This window comes from Nonomuraea sp. CA-143628 (assembly GCF_050942315.1).
In the GTDB taxonomy this organism is placed as follows: Bacteria; Actinomycetota; Actinomycetes; order Streptosporangiales; family Streptosporangiaceae; genus Nonomuraea.
This window is the reverse complement of record NZ_CP192072.1, coordinates 12464989-12485742: the sequence shown is the minus strand read 5'-3', so window position 1 is coordinate 12485742 and position 20754 is coordinate 12464989. Positions and strand designations below refer to the sequence as shown.

Below are 20754 nucleotides of genomic sequence, written 5' to 3'. Positions count from 1 at the left end.
CTCGTGGACTGTCCGGCGATTCTTGGTCGACTTCGGCCAGGAACCGCTCGGAGCGGCGCGAGAAGAGGTAAGCCCCGCGTTCGTCCGATCGGGCGCGGGCTGCTTCGGCGGATGTGCCAGGTCTCAGGATTGAGCGCAGGCCGCGGGGCAGAATTTGACCTCGGGGTAGCGCGATGACGGCTTGTCCAGGAGGGGCTGCCGCTTGGACTTCAGGTGCTGGTCGAGGAAGGCCGCCACGTATGTGCGGGTGAGCTCGGCGGCGCGCGCCGCGGGCGGAACGCCGTAGGCAGGCTTGATGCCGAGGACGCCCGCCATCAGCGGGGCGTCGGTGAAGCTCGAGTGTTCCGCGCCGGTCACGACGAGCCAGCGCTTCCACCCGGTCAGCAGCTTCCAGTCGCGATCCCACGAAGTGTCGCGCCCACCGGGGACGTGCTGCGCCGAGCCCAGGAACATGAACGGCCGGGAGAACCCGCTCTTGGGGATCCGGGCGTAGGTGGTGCCGTCCATGTCGATTCCGGCCCGTACGCGGGGGTCCTTGAGCATGGCGGCCATGGCGCTGGCCCCGCCGATCGACTGGCCGACCATGGCGATTCTGGAGCGGTCGATCACGCTGGAGCCGGCCCATTTCGCGGGCAGCTGGTCGAGCACGAAGGAGACGTCGGCCGCCCGGCCCTGGACCACTCCCGTGCCGAAGCCCGGGTCGGTGTCGCTGTCACAGGCGAGGCATTCGGCGACCCGCCCGTCGGGGAAGGTGGTGGCGTAGCTTTCGTAGGTGTGGTCGATGCCGGCCACGACGTACCCTCGGCCGGCCAGGTCCTCGGCCAGCGACGTGAGCGTGCTCATCGGATTGGTGAAGCCGGGGGACAGCACCACCAGCGGAAGCTTTTCCCCTGCGGGTTTCGCGTCTTTGATGGCGTTCGTACGGGTCTTGCTCAGCGTGTCGTCCGGGACGCCCGCGACCCCATAGCGCCTTATGGCCAACTCCGATTCCTTCGGTGTCATGTACGGCGCACGCTCCCCGTCCCGCTGCTTGGTCGGATACCACAGGGTGACCTTGAGCTCCCTGGCATCGACGTCGAAGTTCCACGGATCGGGGCGGGAGGTGTCCTTCAGATACAGGGCGGTGGTGCCGACCGGGTGGGTGCCGGTGGGGGCGGGCAGGGTGGCGGGGCCGGTCGGTGTGGCCGAGGGGGCGGCGGAGCGGGGTGGCGCGGGTGCCGTGCAGGCGGACGTGGCCAGGACGGTCAGTGCTGCGGCGACTGCCAAAGGGTGTCTCATCGCGAGGTCCGTTCAGGTGTGCAGCAAGGTCAGGGCCTTGGCCAGGGCGGGGTCGCGCCCGGTGGCCGCGTCCTTCGGGGTCAGGGGCACCTGGTGGTCGGGGGCCACGCCGATCCGGTCGATCACCTCGCGATCGGGCCCCAGGTGGTGCCTGGTGGGGAAGCCCAGCAGGGTGTTGTTGCCGAGCAGATGTGACTGCGCCGGGCCGGAGATGATCCCGGCGGTTCTGGTGCCGACCAGCCGGCCGAGGCGATGATCTTTGACGGCGGAGCTGAAGTGCTCGCACGCTGAGGCGCAGCCCTGGTCGGTGAGCACCATCAGCGGCAGGTTGACCAGCTCGACGGTGTCGTCGGTCCGCGAGGTCTCGCACTTGCCGTCCACGGTGCACTGGTAGGCGGTGACCTTGCCGTGGCCGAACGCGCTCACCAGCCGGGTCGCCTCGGTGGGGCTGCCGCCGCCGTTGCCGCGCACGTCCAGTACGACGCCGGTGAGGGTGCGGCCGGTGCGCAGCCTGGAGATCGCTTTGAGGACCCGGTCCGCGGAGTCGGGGGCGAACCCGCGCAGCCGTACGTAGGCGATGCTGTCGTCCAGCAGTTTGGACTGCACCACTTGCAGGGCGGCCAGGTCCCGTTGGTAGAGGCCGGGCTTGAGCGTCATGCTCCAACGGCGGCCGGTGCTCTGGCGCAGGAGCCGCAGCCGGACCGGGCGCGCTTCGGGGTATTGCGGGTAGAGGGCGGCGATCGCGGGGCTGGGATCGCCGTCGATGAAGGGCGCCGATCCGTTGATCGATTCGATGATGTCGCCAGGGCGCAGTCCGGCGGCCCGCGCCGCGCCGCCCTGCACGGTGGTGACGAACAGCGGGGGAAGGGCGACGCGGGGGTTGCCCTCCATCTGCGAGCCTTCGACGTTCGCTTGCAAACCCAGGCCGTAGCCGTCACCGTCGTAGTAGTCGGGCGGCCGCTTGACGCCGTGTGTCCAGCGGGCGTGGTTGTCGCCGAGGGCGGCCACGATGGCCTCTAGGGTGACGATCGCCAGCTTGTCGCGGAGGTCGGGGGCCTGGTCGGTGACCTTGCGGTAGGCGGTCTCGAAGGCGGTCCAGTCGGCTTTGCGGTCGCCGGTCAGCGCGGGCATGGTGGCCTCGGGCAGGTCGCGGCCGTTGCGGTTGAGCTCCTGCGTCAGCGCGACGAATCCGGCGAGCAGCAGCGAGCGGGCGTCCAGCGTGGCGCCGCTGTAGTAGTTGCCGAGGATGCAGAAGTACGCCTGCTCGATGACGTCGATCGTGGTGGGCGTCTCCGCCCCGGGGGGTCCCTGGGGCGACGGGCAGACCGTACTGGCTGCCGTGCTCGCCTGGCTGCGCGGTGGCGTCGGTGCGGTGCAGGCCGCCGCCAGCAGGAGGGCGAGCCCGGCGGTCGCCATCTTGATGGCGGTCATGACAGGCGCCTGCGGATCCACCAGAAGGAGAGCCAGGTGAGGCCGAGGGTGAGCAGGGCGTAGATCCCGGTCTCGATCCACTGGAAGGGCCAGAAGCGCTCCAGGGGCTGGTAGGTCGCCTTCTGCCGGTAGCCGAGACGGTTGATCTCTCTCGGGCACGCGCCCATCCCTGCCGATGGCGACGGTGCGCAGGGTCCCGACGTCGTCGAGATCTGGACGATCCCGACTCCGGGCTCGGGGCCGGCAACCGTACGTCCGGACGGATCGACGAGATCGCTGGACAGGACCCAGGCGCCCGCGTGGCCGGGAACAGCCGCATTCAGGCGAAGCTCCACACGTCCGCCTTGGTCACGGTTTATGCCGATGCCGTCAAGGTTCGTCTCGCTGAGCTCGAAGGTTCCCGTGACCGGGGGCATCAGGTGGGGCCGGACCAGCAGCGGCATGGCGAGCTGGATCGCGACGAAGGCGGCCAGCGTGAGGGCCATGGCGGGCAGTGTGCGGCGCACCAGCATGCCCACGGTCACGCCCAGGACGAAGGCGAACGCCGCATACCCCATCGGGGCGATGCCGCGCGCGCCGAACACCAGAGGGGCCATCAAGGCCAGGTCGCCCGGGGCCGACTTGTCCAGGGGATCGGACCACCAGGTCACCGCGAGGCCGCACAGGCAGGCGGCGGCCATGGCGACCAGGCCGGTGAGCCCGAGCTTGACCGCCAGCCAACGGCCGCGAGTGACAGTCTGGTTCCACACCAGCAGGTGCGTGCCGGTCTCCAGCTCGCGAGTGATCAACGGTGCTCCCCAGAAGAGCCCGACGACAGCGGGCAGGAGCAGCACGACGAGGCTGACGGCCATGAAGGGCGTGTCGTACTCGCCGAAGAACCGGTCGTAGAAGCGGACGCAGGTGTCGTCCTGAACGCAACCGGCGATACCGGTGGAGTAGCCGGAGGCCAGGTCCGGGCCGGTCAGGGCCAGGACGACGGCGAGGATGACGAGCAGGGCGGCCATCATCGCGGCCGAGCCGCGCAGCTGGCGCCAGGTCAGCCAGATCATCGCTGCACCTCCAGGGCGACGCGCCGGTTCTCGGCGGTGCGCTTCTCCATGTAGGCCAGGACGAGGTCCTCCAGGCTGAGCTGGCTGACCGTCCAGGCGGGGTCGTGGATCGGGACGTCGGTACGGATGATGAACGTGCTCTGCCGGTCGGTGTGGCGCGCGGAGACGACTTGCTGGTCGGCGGGGAGCCGGTCGGGATCGCGGCGCGGGCCGACGAGCCGGTGATGGGTGGCCAGCAGCTCGTCGACGTCCCCGGCGACCTGGACGCGGGAGTCGACGAGCACGATCAGGTAGTCGCAGACCCGTTCCAGGTCGGAGACCAGGTGGGAGGAGAGCAGCACGCTGAACTCGTGCTCGACCGTGGCCTCCATCAGGCTCTGCAGGAACTCACGGCGGGCCAGCGGGTCGAGCGAGGCGACCGGCTCGTCCAGGATCAGCAGCTCAGGTCGCTTGGCCAGACCCAGGGTGAGGGCGAGCTGAGCGCGCTGCCCGCCGGACAGCCTGCCCGCCCGATGGCCGGGATCGAGACCGAGTCGCGCGATACGCTCCCGCGCCATGGTGGCGTCCCAGCGAGGGTTGAGCCGTGTGCCTAACCGCAGGTGATCGGCGACGGTCAGTCCCGCGTAGACGGGGGTGTCCTGGGCGACGAAGCCGATCCTGGCCAGCTGCGCGGGCGTGGCGGCGGGCCTGCCGCCGAGCACGGTGATGCCGCCCGCGGTCGGCTCCAGCTGGCCGCAGGCCAGCTTCAGCAGCGTGGTCTTACCGGCCCCGTTGGGCCCCACCAGTCCGACGACGTGGCCCGCCGGGATGTCGATGGTGCACTCGCGCAGCGCCCAGCGCTTGCCGTATTTCTTGCCTAGTCCTTGGGCCTGCAGGACAGCGTTCACGCTATGTCCTCCTGAGCGGTGGTCCGAAAGGTGGTCATGAAGAGGGCCTCGATGCTTTCCTCGTCGAGGCCGGCCCGGCGGGCTTTGGCCAGCCAGCGCCGCAGTTCCATCCGCAGCGGGCCGTGCGCGGCCAGCGAGGTGCCGGTGAGCGTCGCCGTCACGAACGTCCCCACCCCCGGCCGGGCGGCGACCAGGCCCTCGTGCTCGAGCTCCCGGTAGGCCTTCAGGACGGTGTTGGCGTTGATCGCCAGGTGCGCCACCACCTCCTTGACGGTCGGTAGTTGGTCGCCCTCGCGCAGCAGTCCGAGTCGTAGGGCATGCCGTACCTGCTGGACCAGCTGCAGGTACGGCGAAACACCCGACCTGCCGTCCAGATGGAACTCGATCACTGTCTTTCTCCATTTATCTAGCTTGCTAGTACTTTAGGCTTCTCCATGTTAAAGGATCATAAGGATCGCCGTCTCGGTGATCTGCGTGCGGCTGTAGGCGGGTTTTGGCCTGCGGGCCGGGCGCTCGGGCCGCATCCGGGGCATCGCTCAACCCTCTAGTTGCGTACGCGGTACTCAGTAATTTACTCTGAGCGTCGTAACTGCGTACGAAGTACTCAATGGAGGGAGGATCATGGATCCGATCGTGGTCGCCGAGGGGCTGCACAAGTCCTTCGGCGACACCCACGCACTGCGCGGCCTCGACCTGAGCGTCCCGAAAGGCATGGTCTGTGGCGTACTGGGGCCGAACGGCGCGGGCAAGACGACCGCGGTGCGCATCCTGGCGACCTTGTCCGATCCCGATGCCGGGTACGCCCGCATCGCCGGTCACGACGTCGTCCGCGAGGCCGGCAAGGTGCGCGAGAAGATCGGGCTCGCGGGCCAGTACGCCGCCGTGGACGAGAAGCTCACCGGGCGCGGCAACCTGCGCATGTTCGGGCGCCTGTCCCACCTCTCCCGGCGCCAGGCGCACCGGCGGGCCGATGAGCTGCTCGAACGCTTCGGTCTGATGGACGCCGCCGATCGCCAGGTCGCCGGCTACTCCGGCGGCATGCGGCGCCGCCTCGACCTGATCACCAGCCTCATCCTGCGCCCCGAGGTGCTCTTCCTGGACGAGCCGACCACCGGCCTGGATCCGCGCAGCCGCGGCGAGATCTGGGACAGCGTCCGCGAGCTGGTGGCGGACGGCACCACGGTGCTGCTCACCACGCAGTACCTGGACGAGGCCGACCGGCTGGCCGACGACATCGCCGTCATCGACCACGGCCAGGTGATCGCCACGGGCACTCCCGACGAGCTGAAGGCCACCATCGGGGACCGCCTCGACGTCGTCGTCGAAAACCCTGCCGCACTGCGCCCGGCGGCGACCGCGCTGAACGCCCTGGCCGGGGCCGAACCCACGGTGACGGACGCCGACCGGCTCAGCGTCGCCCTGCCCGGCGGCGGGTTCCGGCTCGCCGACATTGTGCGCGAGCTCGACCGCGCCGGGGTCGCCGCGCTCGACGTGAGCCTGCGCCGCCCCACCCTCGATGAGGTGTTCCTGCGCCTCACCGACCGCAAGGAGACCGTCCGATGACCGCCCGGACCAGCCATCTGATGACCGCTCGCACCAACCCGAAGAAGGCCGCCCGATGACCGCCCTCACCTCGCGGATGGGCCGCCTGCGCTGGACGTTCATCGACGGGCTCACCCTGGTCGGCCGCGAGCTGGGCCGGGTGCGCCAGGAGCCCGGCGAGATCGTCGGTGCGCTGCTCTTCCCGGCCATAGTGGTGGTGTTGTTCGGGTACGTGCTCGGCAGCGCGATCCAGGTGCCGGGCGGCGGTGACTACCGCGAATACCTCATGCCCGGCCTGTTCTCGATGATCACCTTCACCGCCCTGCAAGGAGTCATGGCACGCACGGCCGCCGACGCCGCCCGCGGCGTGATGGACCGGTTCCGCTCCATGCCGATGGCCCGGCTGGCGGTGCCGTTCGGGCAGACCGGCGCCGACTCCCTGATCGGCCTGCCACTCCTGGCCATCATGGTGAGCACCGGCCTGCTGGTGGGCTGGCAACCGCACCACGGCCTGATCCCGACGGCCGAGGCGTTCGGGCTGATGCTCCTGCTGCGGTACGCGCTGGGCTGGGTGGGCGTCTATGTGGGCCTGGTGGTGAAGAACGAGCAGATGGTCGCCCAGGTGGTGGTGCCACTGTTCCTGCCGTTCACCATGCTCTCCAACTCGTTCGTCCCGACTGACGGCATGCCCGGGTGGCTGCGTTTCCTGGCCGACTGGAACCCGGTCAGCGCGCTCACCGCCGCCTCCCGTGAGCTGTTCGGCAACCCGGGAGCCCCCTCCGGGGACGTGGCCTGGCCGCTCGCGCATCCGGCGACCACCGTCCTGCTCTGGTCGGCCGTCCTGCTGGCGGTGTTCGTCCCGCTGTCGCTGCGCGCCTACATGCGCAGAGGACGCTGAACCCCGCTCGTTCTCTGCTGAATCGTTCTCCTCCGGAAAGGCAGCAAAATGACCGACAACACCTACGAAAAGGTGCAGCAGATCCTGGACTCGGCTGTGGCCGAGGACGGCATTCCCGGCATCGTCGCCGAAGTCCATGACGCCGGCGGAGCGTGGTTCGGCACCGCGGGCGTGGCCGACCTCGCCACCGGACGCCGCCGTCAGCCCGGGGAATACCTGCACATCGGCAGCTCCGGCAAGGCCTTCACCGCCGCCACAATGCTGGCTTTGGCGGCCGAAGGCAGGTTGAGCCTCGAGGATCCGGTGCACAAATGGCTGACCGGTGTCATGGACGCGGGCGGCTACGACGGCAACAAGATCACCATCCGACAGCTGCTCAACCACACCAGCGGCCTGTTCCTCACCGGCCTCGCACCAGAACTACAGCACAGCCTCGTCACCCAGCCGGCTCGCGTCTGGAACACCTCCGACCTGCTGAACCTCGCGGTTTCCCAGCCGCCGGTCGGCGAGCCGGGCGAAGGCTTCGTCTACGCCAACGGCGGCTACTACCTGGCCGGCGCGATCATCGAGAAGGTCACCGGCAACAGCTACGCCGCCGAGGTCGAACGCACAGTCATCCGGCCGCTTGGCCTGACCAGCACTTACGTACGGCCCATCACCGACACCAGCTACCCGGACCCGCACCCCCAGGCATACGTCGCCAATATCCTCAAGGAAGGTGCCGACCCGGCATCGCTCACCCCGGAGGACTATGCCTCCCTGGGGGAGGACTCCGGCCTGCCGCCCATCGACTGCACCGCGCTCAACACCTCATGGGGATGGGCGGCCGGCGGCATCGTCTCCACCACCGGCGATCTGAGCCGCTTCCTCAAGGCGATCGCGACCGGCAGCCTGCTACCACCGGCCCAGCACCATGAGATGTGGACCATGGTCTCCTCCGGCAGCGTCGTCTGGCTGCCGCACGCTCGCTACGGCCTCGGCGTGATCGAGTTCGACAGCGCGGGGACCAACGGCCTGACGCTGCGAGGCGTGAGCGGCACCCTGCCCGGATCCTTCACTCTCGCGCTGAGCACCGACGACGGCCGGCAGAGCGTCGCCGTCCACACCAACATCGAGCCGAAGAACCTGGACATCCCCATCAAGATCATCAAAGCGATGTACGGCGTCACCCTCGGCTGACCGGACGGCCGGACCGCCCCGGCCTCGGGGCCTGGCGGGGCTCGCCCGTTTGTCGGCCGCCCGCGAGGTGGTAGCCCCGGAAGTGCGGAGAACCTTCGTCGTTGCTGTCAAGCACCAAGGAAGTGCGGTTGAGGTCAGCGCTTGGCTTTGGCGGCCTCCATGATCAGGTCGGCCACCGCGTCCGGCTGTGAGATCGACGGCGAGTGGGACGCCCGCACACGTACCACGTGTGACCCGGCGCGCTCGGCCATGAATTCCTGTGCCTGGGCCGGGATGGCGTTGTCCTGTGTCGCGATCAACGTCCACGACGGCAGGGTGCGCCACGCGGGCCGGCCGGACAGCTCGGCGGTCAGTGCCTTCTGAAGCACCGGGCGCTGGGTGACCGCCAGGGCATTCGTGGTCGCTTCGGGCAAGTCACCTGCGATGACGTCCCGGAAGTGCTCGGGCTGGACCCGCAGTTCAGGCTCGCCCTCGTGCTCGACCACGGTGGTGGTGTCCGGCCCCAGCTTCGCGCCGGGGAACCGGCCGGCCAGGCCGAAGGAGCTTTCGCCCTCGTCGGGCTGGAACGCCGCGCTGTAGACGAGGGCTTCGACGTTCGAGGTATCCCGGGCGGCGCGGGTGATCACCGCGCCGCCGTAGGAGTGGCCCACCAGGACGACGGGGCCGTCGACGGCCCGGACGGTCTCGGCGACGTACCGCGCGTCGGACTCCAGGTCGCGCAGCGGGTTGGCCACGGCGACCGCGGTGTAGCCGTGCGTCTGGAGCTTGGCGATCACGCCGCGCCACATGTCGGAGCCGCCGAAGGCGCCGTGGACCAGGACGATCGTGGGAGTGGTGCTCATGGATCTCATCTCCTAGTAGGAAGAACGACTGGTCTTTCTGGCGGAAAGACTAGTCGTTCTCTCTGGATGGGGCAATCGACGCGGGCAGCTTCTCAGAACGACTGGTCTTTCTTTTAAGATGGGGAGATGACGATCGCTCAGGACCTCCACCCCAAGGACCGGCTCCTGCGCACCGCGTCCCGCCTGTTCTACGCCGAGGGCATCCGTGCCGTGGGCGTCGAGCGCCTCATCACCGAGGCCTCGGTCACACGCGCCACTTTCTACCGCCACTTCCCCGGCAAGGACGATCTGGTCGTCGCCTACCTCAAGGCCACTGCCGAGGGGATCAAGGACGCGGTCGAGCGGGCACGAGGTGACAAGTCACCGCGCGAAGCGGTCCGCGCGGTCATGGCCGTCCTCAGTGCCCCGCTCGGCGAGGACGACTTCCGCGGCTGCCAGTTCCTCAACGCCGCCGCCGAGTATCCCGATCCCGATCACCCGGTGCGCGCGGTCATCGACGACCAGCGCACGTGGCTGTTCAGGACGCTGCGCGACCTGTCGGCCGACCTGGGCCACCCCGACCCTGACCACGCCGCCCGCGTTCTCGTCATGCTGCACGACGGCGCCTTCCAAGGCGCGGAACTCGACGACGCGGCCATCGTCCGCGAAACGCTGCGCCGCGCCGTCGACGAGGTCTTCCCCATGCAGGACCTCTGACAACACGACGTCAGGGTGCCGGTCCGGAAGCCGCGGTAACAAAGGCCGTTCGGCCGATGCGGCGGGCCCGAAAGGCCGATGGCGGCGTCTGGTGATCCGAGAATGATCTGGATCATGAAATGGACACCCCTCATCACGAGCCTGCTGCTGATCGCGGCAGTAGCTCCAGCGGTTCCTGCCGCTGCCGCCAGCACAATCGGAGCAGCCGGCGTGGGCAGCACGGGCACGATCGCCTGGCAGGCCTGCGGAACCGAGCCCGGGGCCGAGTGCGGCACGGTCGCCGTGCCGATGGACTGGGCGAAGCCGGACGGGCCGGCGATCTCGCTGAACGTGACGCGGCGGAAGGCCACCGGCGAACGGATCGGGGTGCTGTTCTACAACCCGGGCGGTCCCGGGACGGGCGCGGCCGATCTGGTGCGGGACTGGGCGCCGCAGTTCTTCTCGCCGGAGTTGCGCGAACGGTTCGACGTGGTCGGGATCGACCCGCGCGGGGTCGGGGGCAGCGGGCAACTCCTGTGTGGGAAGGCGGTGCATGATCCGGCGGTCACGCAGTTCCCGGCGACGCGCGAGGAGTACGACCGGCTCGTCGCGCACAACCGGGCCGTGGGCGAGAGCTGCGGGCCGATGATCCAGTACGTGGACACCGGGAGTGTGGCACGAGACTTCGACGCGGTACGCGCCGCGCTGGGCGAGGAGCGGGTCAGTTACCTGGGCCGCTCCTACGGGAGCATGCTGGGGACCGAGTACGCGCGGCGGTTCCCCGACCGGCTGCGGGCGATGGCTCTGGACGGGGTCGTCGATCATGGGATGAGCTCGCGCGAGATGGTGCGGGATGCCGCGTCGGCGGTGGAGGACGCGTTCGGGAGGTTCGCCGGGTGGTGCGAGCGGACGACGGAATGCGCGCTGCACAACCGGCCCGTGGCGCAGGTGTGGGACGCGCTGGTGCGCGGGGCGGAGAAGACGCCGATCCCGGTGGCCGGTGGGCGTCCTCTGACGGCGGAGGAGCTGCGTTACAGCGCGTACGCGATGCTCACGATCGCCCCCGACTTCTACGGCGGCCTGGCCAGGGGCATCGTCGAGGCGGAGCGGGGCGACGCGGTCACCTTCGGGCAGATCCGGGCCGAGGCTCTGGACAACCCCGCGACGACCTCGGCCTATCGGGCGATCCTCTGCCAGGACATCAAGCCGGAGATCAGCGGCTTCCCGGAGCTCAGAGCGCGGGCCCGCGACATCGCGCGCAGGGCCCCGCACATGCGCGGTACGTCGGAGTTCTGGGACATGACGACCGGATGCGTGGGATGGCCCGCCCAGCCGTCCAACCCGCAGCGGCCGGTGCACATCACCAAGGCGCCGCCCGTGCTGCTGGTCGGGAACACGCATGATCCCGCGACGCCGCTCGCCTGGGCCGAGAGCCTGGCCAAGGGCATCAAGGGGTCGCGGGTGCTGACCTCCGACGGCGACGGGCACACCGCATATCTGCGCAACGCGTGCGCGACCGCGAGCATCGACCGCTACCTGGTCTCCGGGACGCTCCCCGCGCCCGGCACGATCTGCCGCTGAACCGGCACGCGGAGCTGATCAACCAGGGCATGGATCGATGCCGGTCGAGCGGAGACCGGCCGCGAAATCCCGGTCTCCGCCGATCGCCGGGAAGTCGATCAGGTGATCTTGCAGACGGGCGTGGCGGAACTGATAACTGCCGCCCACCTGCCGGAGCACGCCGTGACGGTGGGCATGGTCCAGGAAATCCATCACCCGCCAGGGCAGTTTCCTCCTGAACACCAGCCAGGCGCGGATCAGCATCCACCGCCCCCACGCGGTGCTGCTCACCGCGATCAGGGTCACCCCGATGCCCACCCCTGCGCCGGCCACCAGCGCGGCGCCCAGCCTGGCCGCGGGATGGGCGAGCAGGGCCGCCGCGACGCCGACCATCAGCCCCGCGCCGAGCCCGCCGCCGAACGCCTGGGTCAGCGCGGTGGCGCGGTCCAGGTCGAGGAGCGAGCGGGGGCTGATGTTCTCCTCGGGCCCGACCGGCGCGGTCAGGCCAGCGCCCAGCCCGACGCCGATCCCTCCGGTGACTCCGGCCACCACGCCGGCCATGAGCCCGATGCCCGAGCCGCCCGTCATGAACCAGAAGACCACCCCGAACACCAGGCCGGAGAACACCCCGACGGCCACCCCCACGAGGACTCCCTGGAGGACCTGGCGGCGGCGGCCCTTGATCGGGAGCCGGACCCGGGAAGGCGACGGCCTTCTCCCGAACCCGGACACCAGCGCCGCCCCGACTCCGACGCCGAGCCCGGTCCCGCACCCGGCGACGGTCAGGAACGATCGCCCGAACACGAGCCCCGCCACCAGCCCGATCACCGGCCCCGCCGTCAGTCCGGCGGCAAGGCCGGCCATGAGCTCGAAACCGCCCCGGGGGAGGGTCCGGTGCAGCTCCCACCAGCCGAGATCACGGGTGCCGAGTGCTCTCAGATGCCGGGCGAGGTGCGCGAGCCAGGCCCGAGCCTGGTCGTGCTCGTACGCGCGGATGGGTGTCGCGGGGGATCCGGGACGGTCCGGCGGCGGCAGCGAACGCGCCGGATAGACCGTGGGAAGGAACGCGTCGAGCAGGTGGTGTTCGATCGCGGAGCGGTCCGGGAACCTGCCGAGGTCGAGCAGGTCGGACGGGTCGGTGCCAGCAGGCGCGTACGCGGAGCGTGTGAGGGAGACCATCAGCGGAGACGACAGCGATCGGGCCAGCGGACCGTCAGGGCAGGCGAGGAGATGATCGAACATCGGTCCCCAGCGATCGTCGCCGGTGGGAAGGGCGTCGCGCAGGTGGCCGACGGCGTCCTCGGGCTTGACCGGTTCGATCTCCACGACCGCCGCGTGGGCGAGCGGCTGGCCCTCCGCCGCGACCGCGGCGGCGTACTCGGCGCCGCGACAGGTGATCACCAGCGGGCGCTCGTCGTTGGCGGCTCGATTGATCGCTTTGATCGCTGTCGCGTGCAGTCTGCCCGGCATCTCGTCCAAACCATCGAGGACCAGCATCACCCGTGCGTAGTGGACCAGCCGCCATGCCACGTCGGTGCCGTGGACGTCCCGGTCCGCCAGAAACGGATATTCCTCACGCAGCCGCCTGGCGAACCAGACGTCGAGCCGTTCCCGGGCCGGGTCCCATGAGGACGCGGTCAGCAGGACGGGCACCGGCTCGGCCGCCTCGCGGGTTCGGAGCATGCCGAGGGTGAACAGCAGCGCCAGCACGGTCTTGCCGGCCGCGTGCTCTCCCAGGACCATCAGTTGCTTGCGCGGGAGCATCCGGAACTTCGTCACCACGTCGCTCAGATCGCCGTGCAGCCGCAGACGCGTGGGCCGCCCCGGTATCGTCCCCTTGCCCAGCACCGCGATCGGGGAGGCACCGGGACGGCCCGAGGACGACCAGCGCAACTGCAGCGGATCCGGCCGGCCCAGCGTCCGCACCGCCGCCTCCTCGGTCCACTGGTCGCGTACCCTCGCCGCGAGCCTGGCCACCCACGGATCCAGCGACCGGGTCTCGTCCGCGGCGCCGTCGTGCCGAGGTGCGGCGACCCCCCACCTCAGAGCGGCCACGGACACCAGCAGCGAGACTCCACTGAACAACAGGCTGCCGACGCTGGCGAGGCTGTCGGCCTTCTGCAGCCGATCGGGCGGACCGAGATAGAAGAACACGAGCACGGCGGCCACGGCGATCAGAAAGGCCGCGCAGCTCACCCATCGCCACACCGAGCGTCGCGTCCTGGTCACTCTCCGCACCTGAACATCATCGCCCACCGATGTCCGTGCGGGGGCGAGAACGCCCTGGTCGGGCCGGTGGCGGCGGGCCAAGCGGACGTAGGTGAGTCGTGATCGCACGATCTCTGTCCGCTGGCGGTGGTTGGCGCGGGTTGTGTTGTCAGGATTTGACGTTGTTCTTGTGATTGCCGGGTCGTGTCAGGGTATCTTGACGATTATGACGATGAAATTTCCTGAGATTCCCGATCACGAGGGCTATGCCGCGCCGGTGCTTCCCAACGGGGAGTTGGCCCAGTCCGCCAGCGCTTTCACCAAAGACTTCATCGGCTACCAGGCCGTATGTTCCTGTGGGTGGACTGACGGGCGTCGGTTCGCGGCCACGCAGGCGGGGGCGAAGGAGGCGGAGGGCCGGTGGTGGAGTATGCATGCCCCACCACTGTTCGCCGCGGCGCCACCCCGTGAGTTGCTGATCAAGTCGCACATGCTGAGCGAGCAGATCGTGAGGCTCGCGGCCGAGCGTCCTCTTGCCGCTCTCACCCTGCTGTCCCAAGTGGAGAGCTGGCAGCGTGCCCTGCTCGATCAGGCCGTCGCCGGGGCTCGGGAGGCGGGCGCCTCCTGGGCGGAGGTGGGAGTGGCGATGGGCATCTCCAAGCAGGCCGCCCACGAGCGGTTCAGAGCGCACGTGCGCTCATAGGCCGCACGTGCGCTCATGAGTGCGATGGCCGTCAGGAGTTCTTGACGCTCGGCTCCTCGCTCGGCTTGACGCCCTTGCCGTCCTTGACGCCCTTGTCGCTCTGGTCGGTCGGCAGTTGCTCCACTCGGTCGGCGGGTGGGGCCGTGACCGTGACCGGGGTGCCGAAATCGCCGAAGTCCGTGACGTTCCGCTGGCCGGTGTCGCTGAAGACGACTTCCAGACGCCGGACCCGTCCCTGATCGTCCACGTTCACGGCTCCTGTGACCTCCTGCGGCTTGACCGCGTCACCCTTGGGGTCGAACCCGCCCGTGTCCTTCAGCGAGTACGTGAACCGCTGCCCGGTCCAGCCCTGGCCGGAGACGGAGCCGTTCTCGCGGACGTCAGTGGCCGAACGGAGTCGCTGCAGCGCCTCCTGGGGGTCCAGCGGGGCGAGCTTGACCAGGGCGACGACCGCCGGCGCGCGCCTCAACTCCGGCTCGACACGCGGAGAGACCATCCACTTCGCCCCGCGATGCTCCCGGACGTACATCAGATCGCCGACGAACCGGGTTTCGGCCTCGTCTCCGGCCCTCGTGATGACGCCCACGCGCTGGACCGGGTCGAAGGCGCCATCGAACGTCTTGAGGCCGCTGGTGCTGTGGATTCGGTAGCTCTCCTGGCTGGTGTTCTCGACGGCGGCGGCCACCTGGGCCTGAGCCGAAGGCTGGTTCGTGGGCAGGCCCAGCACGATCGCACTCACCGCTGTGGCGATGCCCACCCCGGCGATCGGCACCAGAACCCGGAACGGGCGGCGCTTCGGCATCCCGGCCATCTTCGGCGCCGTCGGCATCAGGTCGATGCCCGCCGGTCGATCCTCGGTGGCTTTGACGAGCAGTGCGCGGAGGTCTTTCTCGTTCATGGACGGCTCCTCGTGTCGGTTTCTCACCGGATCCCACTCCCTTCGGCCTCGGCCCGGTTGACCACCATGTCCGGTGAGATCAGCCGCCGCATCGCCTGCAGACCGCGATGTGTGTGGGTTTTGACCGTCCCTGTCGAGCAGCCCATCAGATCGGCGACTTCCGTTTCGGGTAAGTCTGCGAAGAAGCGCAGCACCAAGGCGGTGCGCTGCCTGACCGGCAGCTTCGCCAGCGCGTTCCGTACGTCTTCAGCGACCGCCCGAGCCTCCCCCAAGTCACTGGGACCGGGCAGATCGGGCAGGTCGGCGCGCGGGATCTCACGGCGCCACCGGGCCCGCCACCACGATCGGTAGGTGTTGACCAGGATGCGGCGCAGGTAGGCATCGGGCTCAGAGCTGGTGTCCAGCCGATGCCACGCCCGGTACAACTTGCCGAGACAGGACTGCACCAGATCCTCGGCCGTGTGCCAATCCCCGGTGAGGAGGACCGCTGTCCTCAGATGGTGATCTCCTCGGCGCCGGACGAAGTCCACGAAATCCGGGTTCACGAGATCCGCGTCCATCCGGTCTCCTCTCGTCGGTGAAAGGCCGTCGGTGAAGGCCGCCCCTGACACTCCCTGAGCTCCGTCCAAGGTTGACCAGAAGTACGTGGAAATCTCCCGAGAGGTGATGACGAGGCTCAATGCCCGCGGCGGCGTTCGGCGCGTTTGCGGTGGGCGACCTCGCGTTTGTGCCGGGCCAGCGCCTCGCGGCGGTCCTTGCGGTCGCCGGTGGCCTCCTGCTTGCGGCTCTCCAGCTCCAGCCGCATGGCCTCCTGTGCGGCCGTACTCCTCGAAGAGACCCGAGCCGCCGCCCGCGCGGCCAGCTTGGCGGCCCGCTTGGGATTGACCCGCCCGCCGCCCCGGGAACCGGCGGGAACGGGTGGCGCGGCCGACGCCTGGGCCAGCAGCGCCAGGCCGTGCCGCATCAGATGCTCGTACAGTTCGGGATCGGTCGGCTCGGCGCCGAATGTGCAGCGGGTGGCCCGCAGCTCGCCGTCCTCGACGATCTCCAGCACGCCGACCCAGAACGAGCCGTCGAGATAGACCGACAGCGTCACCATGGTTGCCCTCCAGCGGGTATGCCGAACGACGGCCTGACGAGGCCGCTTCCGGCACACCGGACATCCCTGGAAGGGCGGATACGAGAAGCGTCGCCCGGGCTACCGAACCGGGCCGCGTTTTCGTGTGCCCCACCAGAGTAACGCCCAACGCCGACTAGGATTCTGTGCCATGACCCAGCTTCCACTGCGGGCTCAGCTCGCGAGCGCCCTGGGCCGCAGTGCCGCCACGCTGTCGAGGATGACGGGGCGCGGCGACGGCTCGGTGATCGGCGGTCGGGTCGGCCTGATGCTCGAGCCCGACCTGCTCCGGCAGCTCGCCCGTGACCGCAGGCTGGCCCTGGTCAGCGCGACCAACGGTAAGACCACCACGACCCGGCTGATCACCTCGGCGCTGCTGGAGCTGGGGGAGGTGGCCACCAACGCGTTCGGCGCCAACATGCCCGCCGGTCACGTCTCGGCGCTCTCCACGCACAAGGACGCCCCCTACGGCGTGCTGGAGGTCGACGAGAAATACCTGCCCGAGGTGCTCGACACCACCGGCGCCGGCGTCGTCTGCCTGATGAACCTCAGCCGCGACCAGATGGACCGCGCGGCCGAGATCTGGCTGCTCGCGCAGAAGTGGCGCAGGGCGCTGTCCGGCAAGCCGACGCACGTCATCGCCAACTGCGACGACCCGCTCGTCACCTGGGGCGCCTCGACCGCGGCCAAGGTGACCTGGGTCGCCGGCGGCCAGCGTTGGAAGGAAGACTCCTGGTGCTGCCCGGAGTGCGGCGGGCCGCTCGATCGCAAGGACGCCGACTGGGCGTGCCGCGAGTGCACGTTCCACCGGCCGGAGCCGCAGTGGGTGCTCGACGACGACGCGGTGGTCGATCCGCGCGGGCAGCGGTGGCTGCTCGACATCCAGCTGCCCGGCCTGGCCAACCGGTCCAACGCCGCGATGGCGCTGGCGGTGGCCGAGGCGTTCGGCCTTTCGGTCGAGCGGGCGCTGCCCCGGCTGCGCGAGGTCACCTCGGTCGCGGGCCGCTACACCACCGTCGAGCGCGACGGCCGCCACGCGCGGCTGCTGCTGGCCAAGAACCCGGCGGGCTGGCTGGAGGCGTTCGACGTCTCCGACCCCCAGCAGCCGATCATCCTCTCGGTCAACGCGCAGGGACCCGACGGGCGTGACACCTCCTGGCTGTGGGACGTCGACTACCGGATCCTGCGCGGCCGCCCGGTGTTCGTCACCGGTGAGCGGCGGCTGGACCTGGCGCTCCGGCTCGACGTGGCCGACGTGCCGTTCTCGCTCTGCGGCAGCTTCACCGAGGCGCTGGCCATGCAGCCGCCGGGCCGGGTCGACGTGATCGCCAACTACACCGCCTTCCAGCAGATCCGATCGGAGTTCGGTCGTGCCGTCTGACAGCGCCCTTCGCATCGTCTGGATCTATCCTGACCTGCTGAGCACGTACGGTGACCAGGGCAACGTGCTCGTCCTGGAGCAGCGCGCCCAGCGCAGGGGGATCGAGACCGAGACCATCTACGTGCGCTCGGCCGACCCGGTGCCGGAGAGTGGCGACATCTACCTCATCGGCGGCGGCGAGGACCGCCCGCAGATCCTCGCGGCGGAGCGGCTGCGCAAGGACGGTGGCCTGCACCGCGCCATCGCGCGGGGCGCGGCGATGCTCGCGGTCTGCGCCGGTTATCAGATCATGGGCAGTACGTTCGGCGGCGAGGAGGGCCAGCCGGTCGACGGCATCGGCGTGCTCGACATCGCCAGCTCGCGCGGCCCCGCCCGGGCGGTCGGCGAGCTGGTCGCCGAGGTGGACGCCGAGCTGGGGCTGCCGACGCTGACCGGCTTCGAGAACCACATGGGAGTCACCCGCCTGGGTCCGGGCGTCAAGGCGCTGTCCCGGACGACCGTGGGAGTGGGCAACGGCGACGGCTTCGAGGGGTGTTACGCGGGGCACATCGTCGGGACCTACCTGCACGGGCCGGCGCTGGCGCGCAACCCGGCGCTCGCCGACCTGCTGCTCTCCTGGCGCGCGGGCGACCTGGCCCCGCTCGACGACACCCGCTACGAGCAGCTCCGGCGAGAGCGTCTGGCCGCCGTACTCGGCAGCTAATTTCGCTGGTGGTCGACTTACAAGCTGGTGGTCGACTTACAAGCAGTCGTCTTTACGGCACAGCACGGTGGGCCCCAGTCGCCGACCATGGCTGGGCGCCTCCAGGGATACGGCCGCTGAGCCCGCACAGGGCCGGGCGCCGTTACGACGTCTTCTTAGCCGCCCGCGTGGTCAAGCTCCTTGCCGTCCGCGTGGTCAGTGCGCCAGCCTTGGCGTGCAGGTAGCGCTGCTGCTGGAGGCTGCTCGTTCGCTGTGCCGCCGCCTCGTAGGACGCACGGGCCGCCTGGTGGTCGCCGGACATCTCCAGCAGGTGGGCCCGCACCGCGTGCAGCCGGTGGTCTTCGGCTATTCGGACGTCGTGTGCCAGCTTTTCGAGCAGGGCCAGCCCTGCTTCCGGGCCGTCGACCATGGCGGCCGCGACCGTGTGGTTGAGCCTCACCACCGGGTTGTCGGAGAGCCGCATCAGCACCCCGTACAGGGCCTTGATCTGGGGCCAGTCGGTCGCCGCCGCGGTCGGCGCCTCGTCGTGCAGGGCGGCAATGGCCGCCTGGAGCTGGTAGGGGCCGGTCGGGCCGCGGGGGAGGGCTCCGGCGACGAGGGCTATGCCTTCGGTGATGTAGGCCGGGTTCCAGAGGGTTCGGTCTTGTTCGGCCATGGGGATGAGGGAGCCGTCCGGGCCCGTACGCGCCGGTCTGCGGGCGTCGGTGAGAAGCATGAGGGCCAGCAGGCCCGCCACCTCGGAGTCGTCCGGCAGCAGGCGGTTGACCAGGCGGGTCAGGCGGATCGCCTCGGTGGTCAGCTCGGCGCGGTGGAGGGCCGGGCCCGAGGTGCTGGCGTAGCCCTCGTTGAAGATCAGGTAGAGGACGTGCAGGACGGCCGCGAGCCGTTCCGCGCGGTCCTGGCCGGAGGGCATGCCGAAGGGGAGGCCGCTCTCCTTGATGCGGTGTTTGGCCCTGGTGATGCGCCGGGTCATGGTCGCTTCCGGGACCAGGAACGCCCTGGCGATCTCCGCGGTCGTCAGGCCGCCGACGGCCCGCAGGGTGAGCGCGATCTGCGACGCGGGCGACAGTGAGGGGTGACAGCACATGAACAGCAGGATGAGCGTGTCGTCGGACTCCGCCGCCGGCCGGTCCGCGGCGGGGGCCAGCCACTGGTCGGGCAGTGTCCAGCGCGAGACGGTGTCCTCGCGGTGCCGGCGGGCCTGCTCGCCGCGCAGCAGGTCGGTCAGCCGGCGTGCGGCGACGGTGATCAGCCAGCCGCGTGGGTTGTCCGGCAGGCCCTCCCCGGGCCACTGGAGGGCGGCCGCGAGCAGCGCCTCCTGCGTCGCGTCCTCGGCCGTGGCGAAGTGCCCGTAGCGACGTACCAGCGCGCCGAGAACCTGCGGCGCCAGCCCGCGCAGCAGGTCCTCGATCTGGCCCCCGGTCACAGCGGCTCCTCAGCCTTGCCGCCGGTCACAACAGGACCTCGCCGCCGTCACAGCTCCTCGTAGCCTCCGACGATCGGCCGTACGTCCACGTGCCAGTCGTGGATCAGGGTCGCGTTCGCGGGGTGGGGAGTGTCGGCCAGTTGCGCGGCGATCTCGGTGGCCCGGTCGAAGCTCTCGCACTCGACGATCGTGTAACCGGCCAGGACCTCCTGCGTCTCGGAGTAGGGCCCGTCGGTCACGACCGGAACCCCGTCCTTCAGCTCGACCCTCCTGGCGAGCACGGGCGCGCTCAGTCCCTGGGCGTCCACGAACTCCCCGGACTCGACCAGGGCGTTGTTCCACGCCTCCATGAAGGCGTGCAGCGCCGCGACGTCCTCCCCGGACCAGACCGGGTTACCGGGCTTTCCGGACAGATTGTCGTAGTCGCGCTGGGTGCCGCTCATCATGATCATGTACTTCACGATCTCTCCTCTCGGCCGGCACCGCTCCCGGTGCCGTACACCAGAGACGTCGGAACCACCGCGCCACCCCGGACACGCGAGCCGGAGGTTTTTCGCGGTCAGTACACGAGAGCCTGCGCGCCCTCCGCCACGGCCTCCTCGACGAAGGTGGAGGCGCCGGCGATGCGGACGCCCTCGATGAGATCGTCGACCGTGAGGTCTCGCCGAGCCGCGCACTGCGTGCACACCGTCACCCGGCCGCTCGCCAGAACGGCGTCCAGCAGGTCCGTGAGCGGAGCGGCGTGGGCCAGGTTGAACTCCTTGGCCCTGCCCGGCACCGCGAACCAGGAGGACTCGCCGGTCAGCCAGAGAGAGACCGGAACACCGCTCGCCAGCGCGGCGGCCGCGACCGTGAACGCCTGGTTGCAGCGCTCCGGGGCCTCGGCGCCGGCGGTCACCTTGATCACCAGTGATCGTGCCATGTTCGTCACCCTAGCCCCCTTCCCGCAGGGCGCCTTCACCGCGGGCGGCCAGTAC

21 protein-coding genes are annotated in these 20754 nt (G+C 69.9%); 8 read left to right on the top strand and 13 right to left on the bottom strand.

The window, feature by feature from the left end; translation table 11 throughout:
- Nucleotides 1-123: 123 nt before the first annotated feature.
- From ACQP2T_RS56565 to ACQP2T_RS56545, 5 genes are read right to left on the bottom strand one after another with little or no spacing between them, the layout of a single operon-like run.
- Entirely contained in the window at nucleotides 124-1278 is a 1155-nt protein-coding gene (locus tag ACQP2T_RS56565; protein ID WP_433512971.1) for an alpha/beta hydrolase family protein, read from the bottom strand.
- Between the two features lie 12 nt (nucleotides 1279-1290).
- Nucleotides 1291-2709 (bottom strand): S41 family peptidase, encoded by a 1419-nt coding sequence (locus ACQP2T_RS56560; RefSeq protein ID WP_433512970.1) that lies wholly within the window; start codon nucleotides 2707-2709, stop codon nucleotides 1291-1293.
- Entirely contained in the window at nucleotides 2706-3758 is a 1053-nt protein-coding gene (locus ACQP2T_RS56555; protein ID WP_433512969.1) for an ABC transporter permease, read from the bottom strand. Before ACQP2T_RS56555 ends, ACQP2T_RS56560 begins: the two co-directional genes overlap by 4 nt.
- Nucleotides 3755-4645 (bottom strand): ABC transporter ATP-binding protein, encoded by an 891-nt coding sequence (locus tag ACQP2T_RS56550; RefSeq protein WP_433512968.1) that lies wholly within the window; start codon nucleotides 4643-4645, stop codon nucleotides 3755-3757. Before ACQP2T_RS56550 ends, ACQP2T_RS56555 begins: the two co-directional genes overlap by 4 nt.
- Nucleotides 4642-5034, bottom strand: a complete 393-nt coding sequence (locus ACQP2T_RS56545; protein WP_433512967.1) for a GntR family transcriptional regulator — start codon at nucleotides 5032-5034, stop codon at nucleotides 4642-4644. Before ACQP2T_RS56545 ends, ACQP2T_RS56550 begins: the two co-directional genes overlap by 4 nt.
- Nucleotides 5035-5263: 229 nt before the next feature.
- On the opposite strand from ACQP2T_RS56545, the gene ACQP2T_RS56540 reads away from it, so the two are divergent.
- The 3 genes from ACQP2T_RS56540 to ACQP2T_RS56530 are packed head-to-tail and all read left to right on the top strand — an operon-like array spanning nucleotide 5264 to nucleotide 8264.
- The gene (locus ACQP2T_RS56540) at nucleotides 5264-6208 is read left to right on the top strand and encodes an ATP-binding cassette domain-containing protein (RefSeq protein WP_433519968.1); all 945 of its coding nucleotides are present in this window, start codon (nucleotides 5264-5266) and stop codon (nucleotides 6206-6208) included.
- Between the two features lie 55 nt (nucleotides 6209-6263).
- Nucleotides 6264-7085, top strand: coding sequence for an ABC transporter permease (locus ACQP2T_RS56535; protein WP_433512966.1), 822 nt, complete (start codon nucleotides 6264-6266; stop codon nucleotides 7083-7085).
- Between the two features lie 48 nt (nucleotides 7086-7133).
- Nucleotides 7134-8264: a serine hydrolase domain-containing protein gene (locus ACQP2T_RS56530; RefSeq protein WP_433512965.1), complete on the top strand. Its 1131-nt coding sequence runs from the start codon at nucleotides 7134-7136 to the stop codon at nucleotides 8262-8264.
- A 134-nt stretch (nucleotides 8265-8398) separates the two neighbouring features.
- Here the strand turns inward: ACQP2T_RS56530 and ACQP2T_RS56525 are convergent, their stop codons facing one another.
- Nucleotides 8399-9106, bottom strand: coding sequence for an alpha/beta fold hydrolase (locus ACQP2T_RS56525; RefSeq protein ID WP_433512964.1), 708 nt, complete (start codon nucleotides 9104-9106; stop codon nucleotides 8399-8401).
- Nucleotides 9107-9232: 126 nt separating this feature from the next.
- On the opposite strand from ACQP2T_RS56525, the gene ACQP2T_RS56520 reads away from it, so the two are divergent.
- Nucleotides 9233-9802, top strand: a complete 570-nt coding sequence (locus tag ACQP2T_RS56520; protein WP_433512963.1) for a TetR/AcrR family transcriptional regulator — start codon at nucleotides 9233-9235, stop codon at nucleotides 9800-9802.
- A gap of 114 nt (nucleotides 9803-9916) precedes the next feature.
- Nucleotides 9917-11362: an alpha/beta hydrolase gene (locus ACQP2T_RS56515; protein WP_433512962.1), complete on the top strand. Its 1446-nt coding sequence runs from the start codon at nucleotides 9917-9919 to the stop codon at nucleotides 11360-11362.
- A gap of 18 nt (nucleotides 11363-11380) precedes the next feature.
- Here the strand turns inward: ACQP2T_RS56515 and ACQP2T_RS56510 are convergent, their stop codons facing one another.
- Entirely contained in the window at nucleotides 11381-13570 is a 2190-nt protein-coding gene (locus ACQP2T_RS56510) for a hypothetical protein (RefSeq protein ID WP_433512961.1), read from the bottom strand.
- Between the two features lie 409 nt (nucleotides 13571-13979).
- On the opposite strand from ACQP2T_RS56510, the gene ACQP2T_RS56505 reads away from it, so the two are divergent.
- On the top strand, nucleotides 13980-14252 hold the full coding sequence (locus ACQP2T_RS56505; RefSeq protein WP_433512960.1) for a hypothetical protein: 273 nt from the start codon (nucleotides 13980-13982) through the stop codon (nucleotides 14250-14252).
- 31 nt (nucleotides 14253-14283) lie between these two features.
- On the opposite strand, the gene ACQP2T_RS56500 is transcribed toward ACQP2T_RS56505, so the two are convergent.
- From ACQP2T_RS56500 to ACQP2T_RS56490, 3 genes are all read right to left on the bottom strand, one after another.
- A complete protein-coding gene (locus tag ACQP2T_RS56500) occupies nucleotides 14284-15150 on the bottom strand; it encodes a hypothetical protein (RefSeq protein WP_433512959.1) in 867 nt (288 codons plus the stop codon).
- Between the two features lie 23 nt (nucleotides 15151-15173).
- Nucleotides 15174-15710: a SigE family RNA polymerase sigma factor gene (locus tag ACQP2T_RS56495; RefSeq protein WP_433512958.1), complete on the bottom strand. Its 537-nt coding sequence runs from the start codon at nucleotides 15708-15710 to the stop codon at nucleotides 15174-15176.
- Nucleotides 15711-15826: 116 nt separating this feature from the next.
- The gene (locus ACQP2T_RS56490; protein WP_433512957.1) at nucleotides 15827-16249 is read right to left on the bottom strand and encodes a YjdF family protein; all 423 of its coding nucleotides are present in this window, start codon (nucleotides 16247-16249) and stop codon (nucleotides 15827-15829) included.
- A gap of 169 nt (nucleotides 16250-16418) precedes the next feature.
- On the opposite strand from ACQP2T_RS56490, the gene ACQP2T_RS56485 reads away from it, so the two are divergent.
- Both ACQP2T_RS56485 and ACQP2T_RS56480 read left to right on the top strand, forming a co-directional pair.
- Nucleotides 16419-17648 (top strand): MurT ligase domain-containing protein, encoded by a 1230-nt coding sequence (locus ACQP2T_RS56485; RefSeq protein WP_357958104.1) that lies wholly within the window; start codon nucleotides 16419-16421, stop codon nucleotides 17646-17648.
- The gene (locus tag ACQP2T_RS56480; RefSeq protein WP_225294286.1) at nucleotides 17638-18351 is read left to right on the top strand and encodes a type 1 glutamine amidotransferase; all 714 of its coding nucleotides are present in this window, start codon (nucleotides 17638-17640) and stop codon (nucleotides 18349-18351) included. Before ACQP2T_RS56485 ends, ACQP2T_RS56480 begins: the two co-directional genes overlap by 11 nt.
- A gap of 142 nt (nucleotides 18352-18493) precedes the next feature.
- Here the strand turns inward: ACQP2T_RS56480 and ACQP2T_RS56475 are convergent, their stop codons facing one another.
- The 3 genes from ACQP2T_RS56475 to ACQP2T_RS56465 form a co-directional block, all read right to left on the bottom strand.
- Entirely contained in the window at nucleotides 18494-19777 is a 1284-nt protein-coding gene (locus ACQP2T_RS56475; RefSeq protein ID WP_433512956.1) for an RNA polymerase sigma factor, read from the bottom strand.
- Between the two features lie 47 nt (nucleotides 19778-19824).
- The gene (locus ACQP2T_RS56470; protein ID WP_433519967.1) at nucleotides 19825-20229 is read right to left on the bottom strand and encodes a YciI family protein; all 405 of its coding nucleotides are present in this window, start codon (nucleotides 20227-20229) and stop codon (nucleotides 19825-19827) included.
- 107 nt (nucleotides 20230-20336) lie between these two features.
- Nucleotides 20337-20699 carry a DsrE family protein gene (locus ACQP2T_RS56465; protein WP_433512955.1) on the bottom strand — a complete coding sequence of 121 codons (363 nt, stop codon included), beginning with the start codon at nucleotides 20697-20699 and terminating at the stop codon, nucleotides 20337-20339.
- Nucleotides 20700-20754 lie beyond the last annotated feature (55 nt).

What these genes read in the sequence shown, in the direction of transcription:
- ACQP2T_RS56565 (WP_433512971.1), bottom strand. Translation starts at nt 1,278, where the DNA reads ATGAGACACCCTTTGGCAGTCGCCGCAGCACTGACCGTCCTGGCCACG.
- ACQP2T_RS56560 (WP_433512970.1), bottom strand. Translation starts at nt 2,709, where the DNA reads ATGACCGCCATCAAGATGGCGACCGCCGGGCTCGCCCTCCTGCTGGCG.
- ACQP2T_RS56555 (WP_433512969.1), bottom strand. Translation starts at nt 3,758, where the DNA reads ATGATCTGGCTGACCTGGCGCCAGCTGCGCGGCTCGGCCGCGATGATG.
- ACQP2T_RS56535 (WP_433512966.1), top strand. Translation starts at nt 6,264, where the DNA reads ATGACCGCCCTCACCTCGCGGATGGGCCGCCTGCGCTGGACGTTCATC.
- ACQP2T_RS56530 (WP_433512965.1), top strand. Translation starts at nt 7,134, where the DNA reads ATGACCGACAACACCTACGAAAAGGTGCAGCAGATCCTGGACTCGGCT.
- ACQP2T_RS56525 (WP_433512964.1), bottom strand. Translation starts at nt 9,106, where the DNA reads ATGAGCACCACTCCCACGATCGTCCTGGTCCACGGCGCCTTCGGCGGC.
- ACQP2T_RS56520 (WP_433512963.1), top strand. Translation starts at nt 9,233, where the DNA reads ATGACGATCGCTCAGGACCTCCACCCCAAGGACCGGCTCCTGCGCACC.
- ACQP2T_RS56515 (WP_433512962.1), top strand. Translation starts at nt 9,917, where the DNA reads ATGAAATGGACACCCCTCATCACGAGCCTGCTGCTGATCGCGGCAGTA.
- ACQP2T_RS56505 (WP_433512960.1), top strand. Translation starts at nt 13,980, where the DNA reads ATGCATGCCCCACCACTGTTCGCCGCGGCGCCACCCCGTGAGTTGCTG.
- ACQP2T_RS56500 (WP_433512959.1), bottom strand. Translation starts at nt 15,150, where the DNA reads ATGAACGAGAAAGACCTCCGCGCACTGCTCGTCAAAGCCACCGAGGAT.
- ACQP2T_RS56495 (WP_433512958.1), bottom strand. Translation starts at nt 15,710, where the DNA reads ATGGACGCGGATCTCGTGAACCCGGATTTCGTGGACTTCGTCCGGCGC.
- ACQP2T_RS56490 (WP_433512957.1), bottom strand. Translation starts at nt 16,249, where the DNA reads ATGGTGACGCTGTCGGTCTATCTCGACGGCTCGTTCTGGGTCGGCGTG.
- ACQP2T_RS56485 (WP_357958104.1), top strand. Translation starts at nt 16,419, where the DNA reads ATGACCCAGCTTCCACTGCGGGCTCAGCTCGCGAGCGCCCTGGGCCGC.
- ACQP2T_RS56470 (WP_433519967.1), bottom strand. Translation starts at nt 20,229, where the DNA reads ATGATCATGATGAGCGGCACCCAGCGCGACTACGACAATCTGTCCGGA.
- ACQP2T_RS56465 (WP_433512955.1), bottom strand. Translation starts at nt 20,699, where the DNA reads ATGGCACGATCACTGGTGATCAAGGTGACCGCCGGCGCCGAGGCCCCG.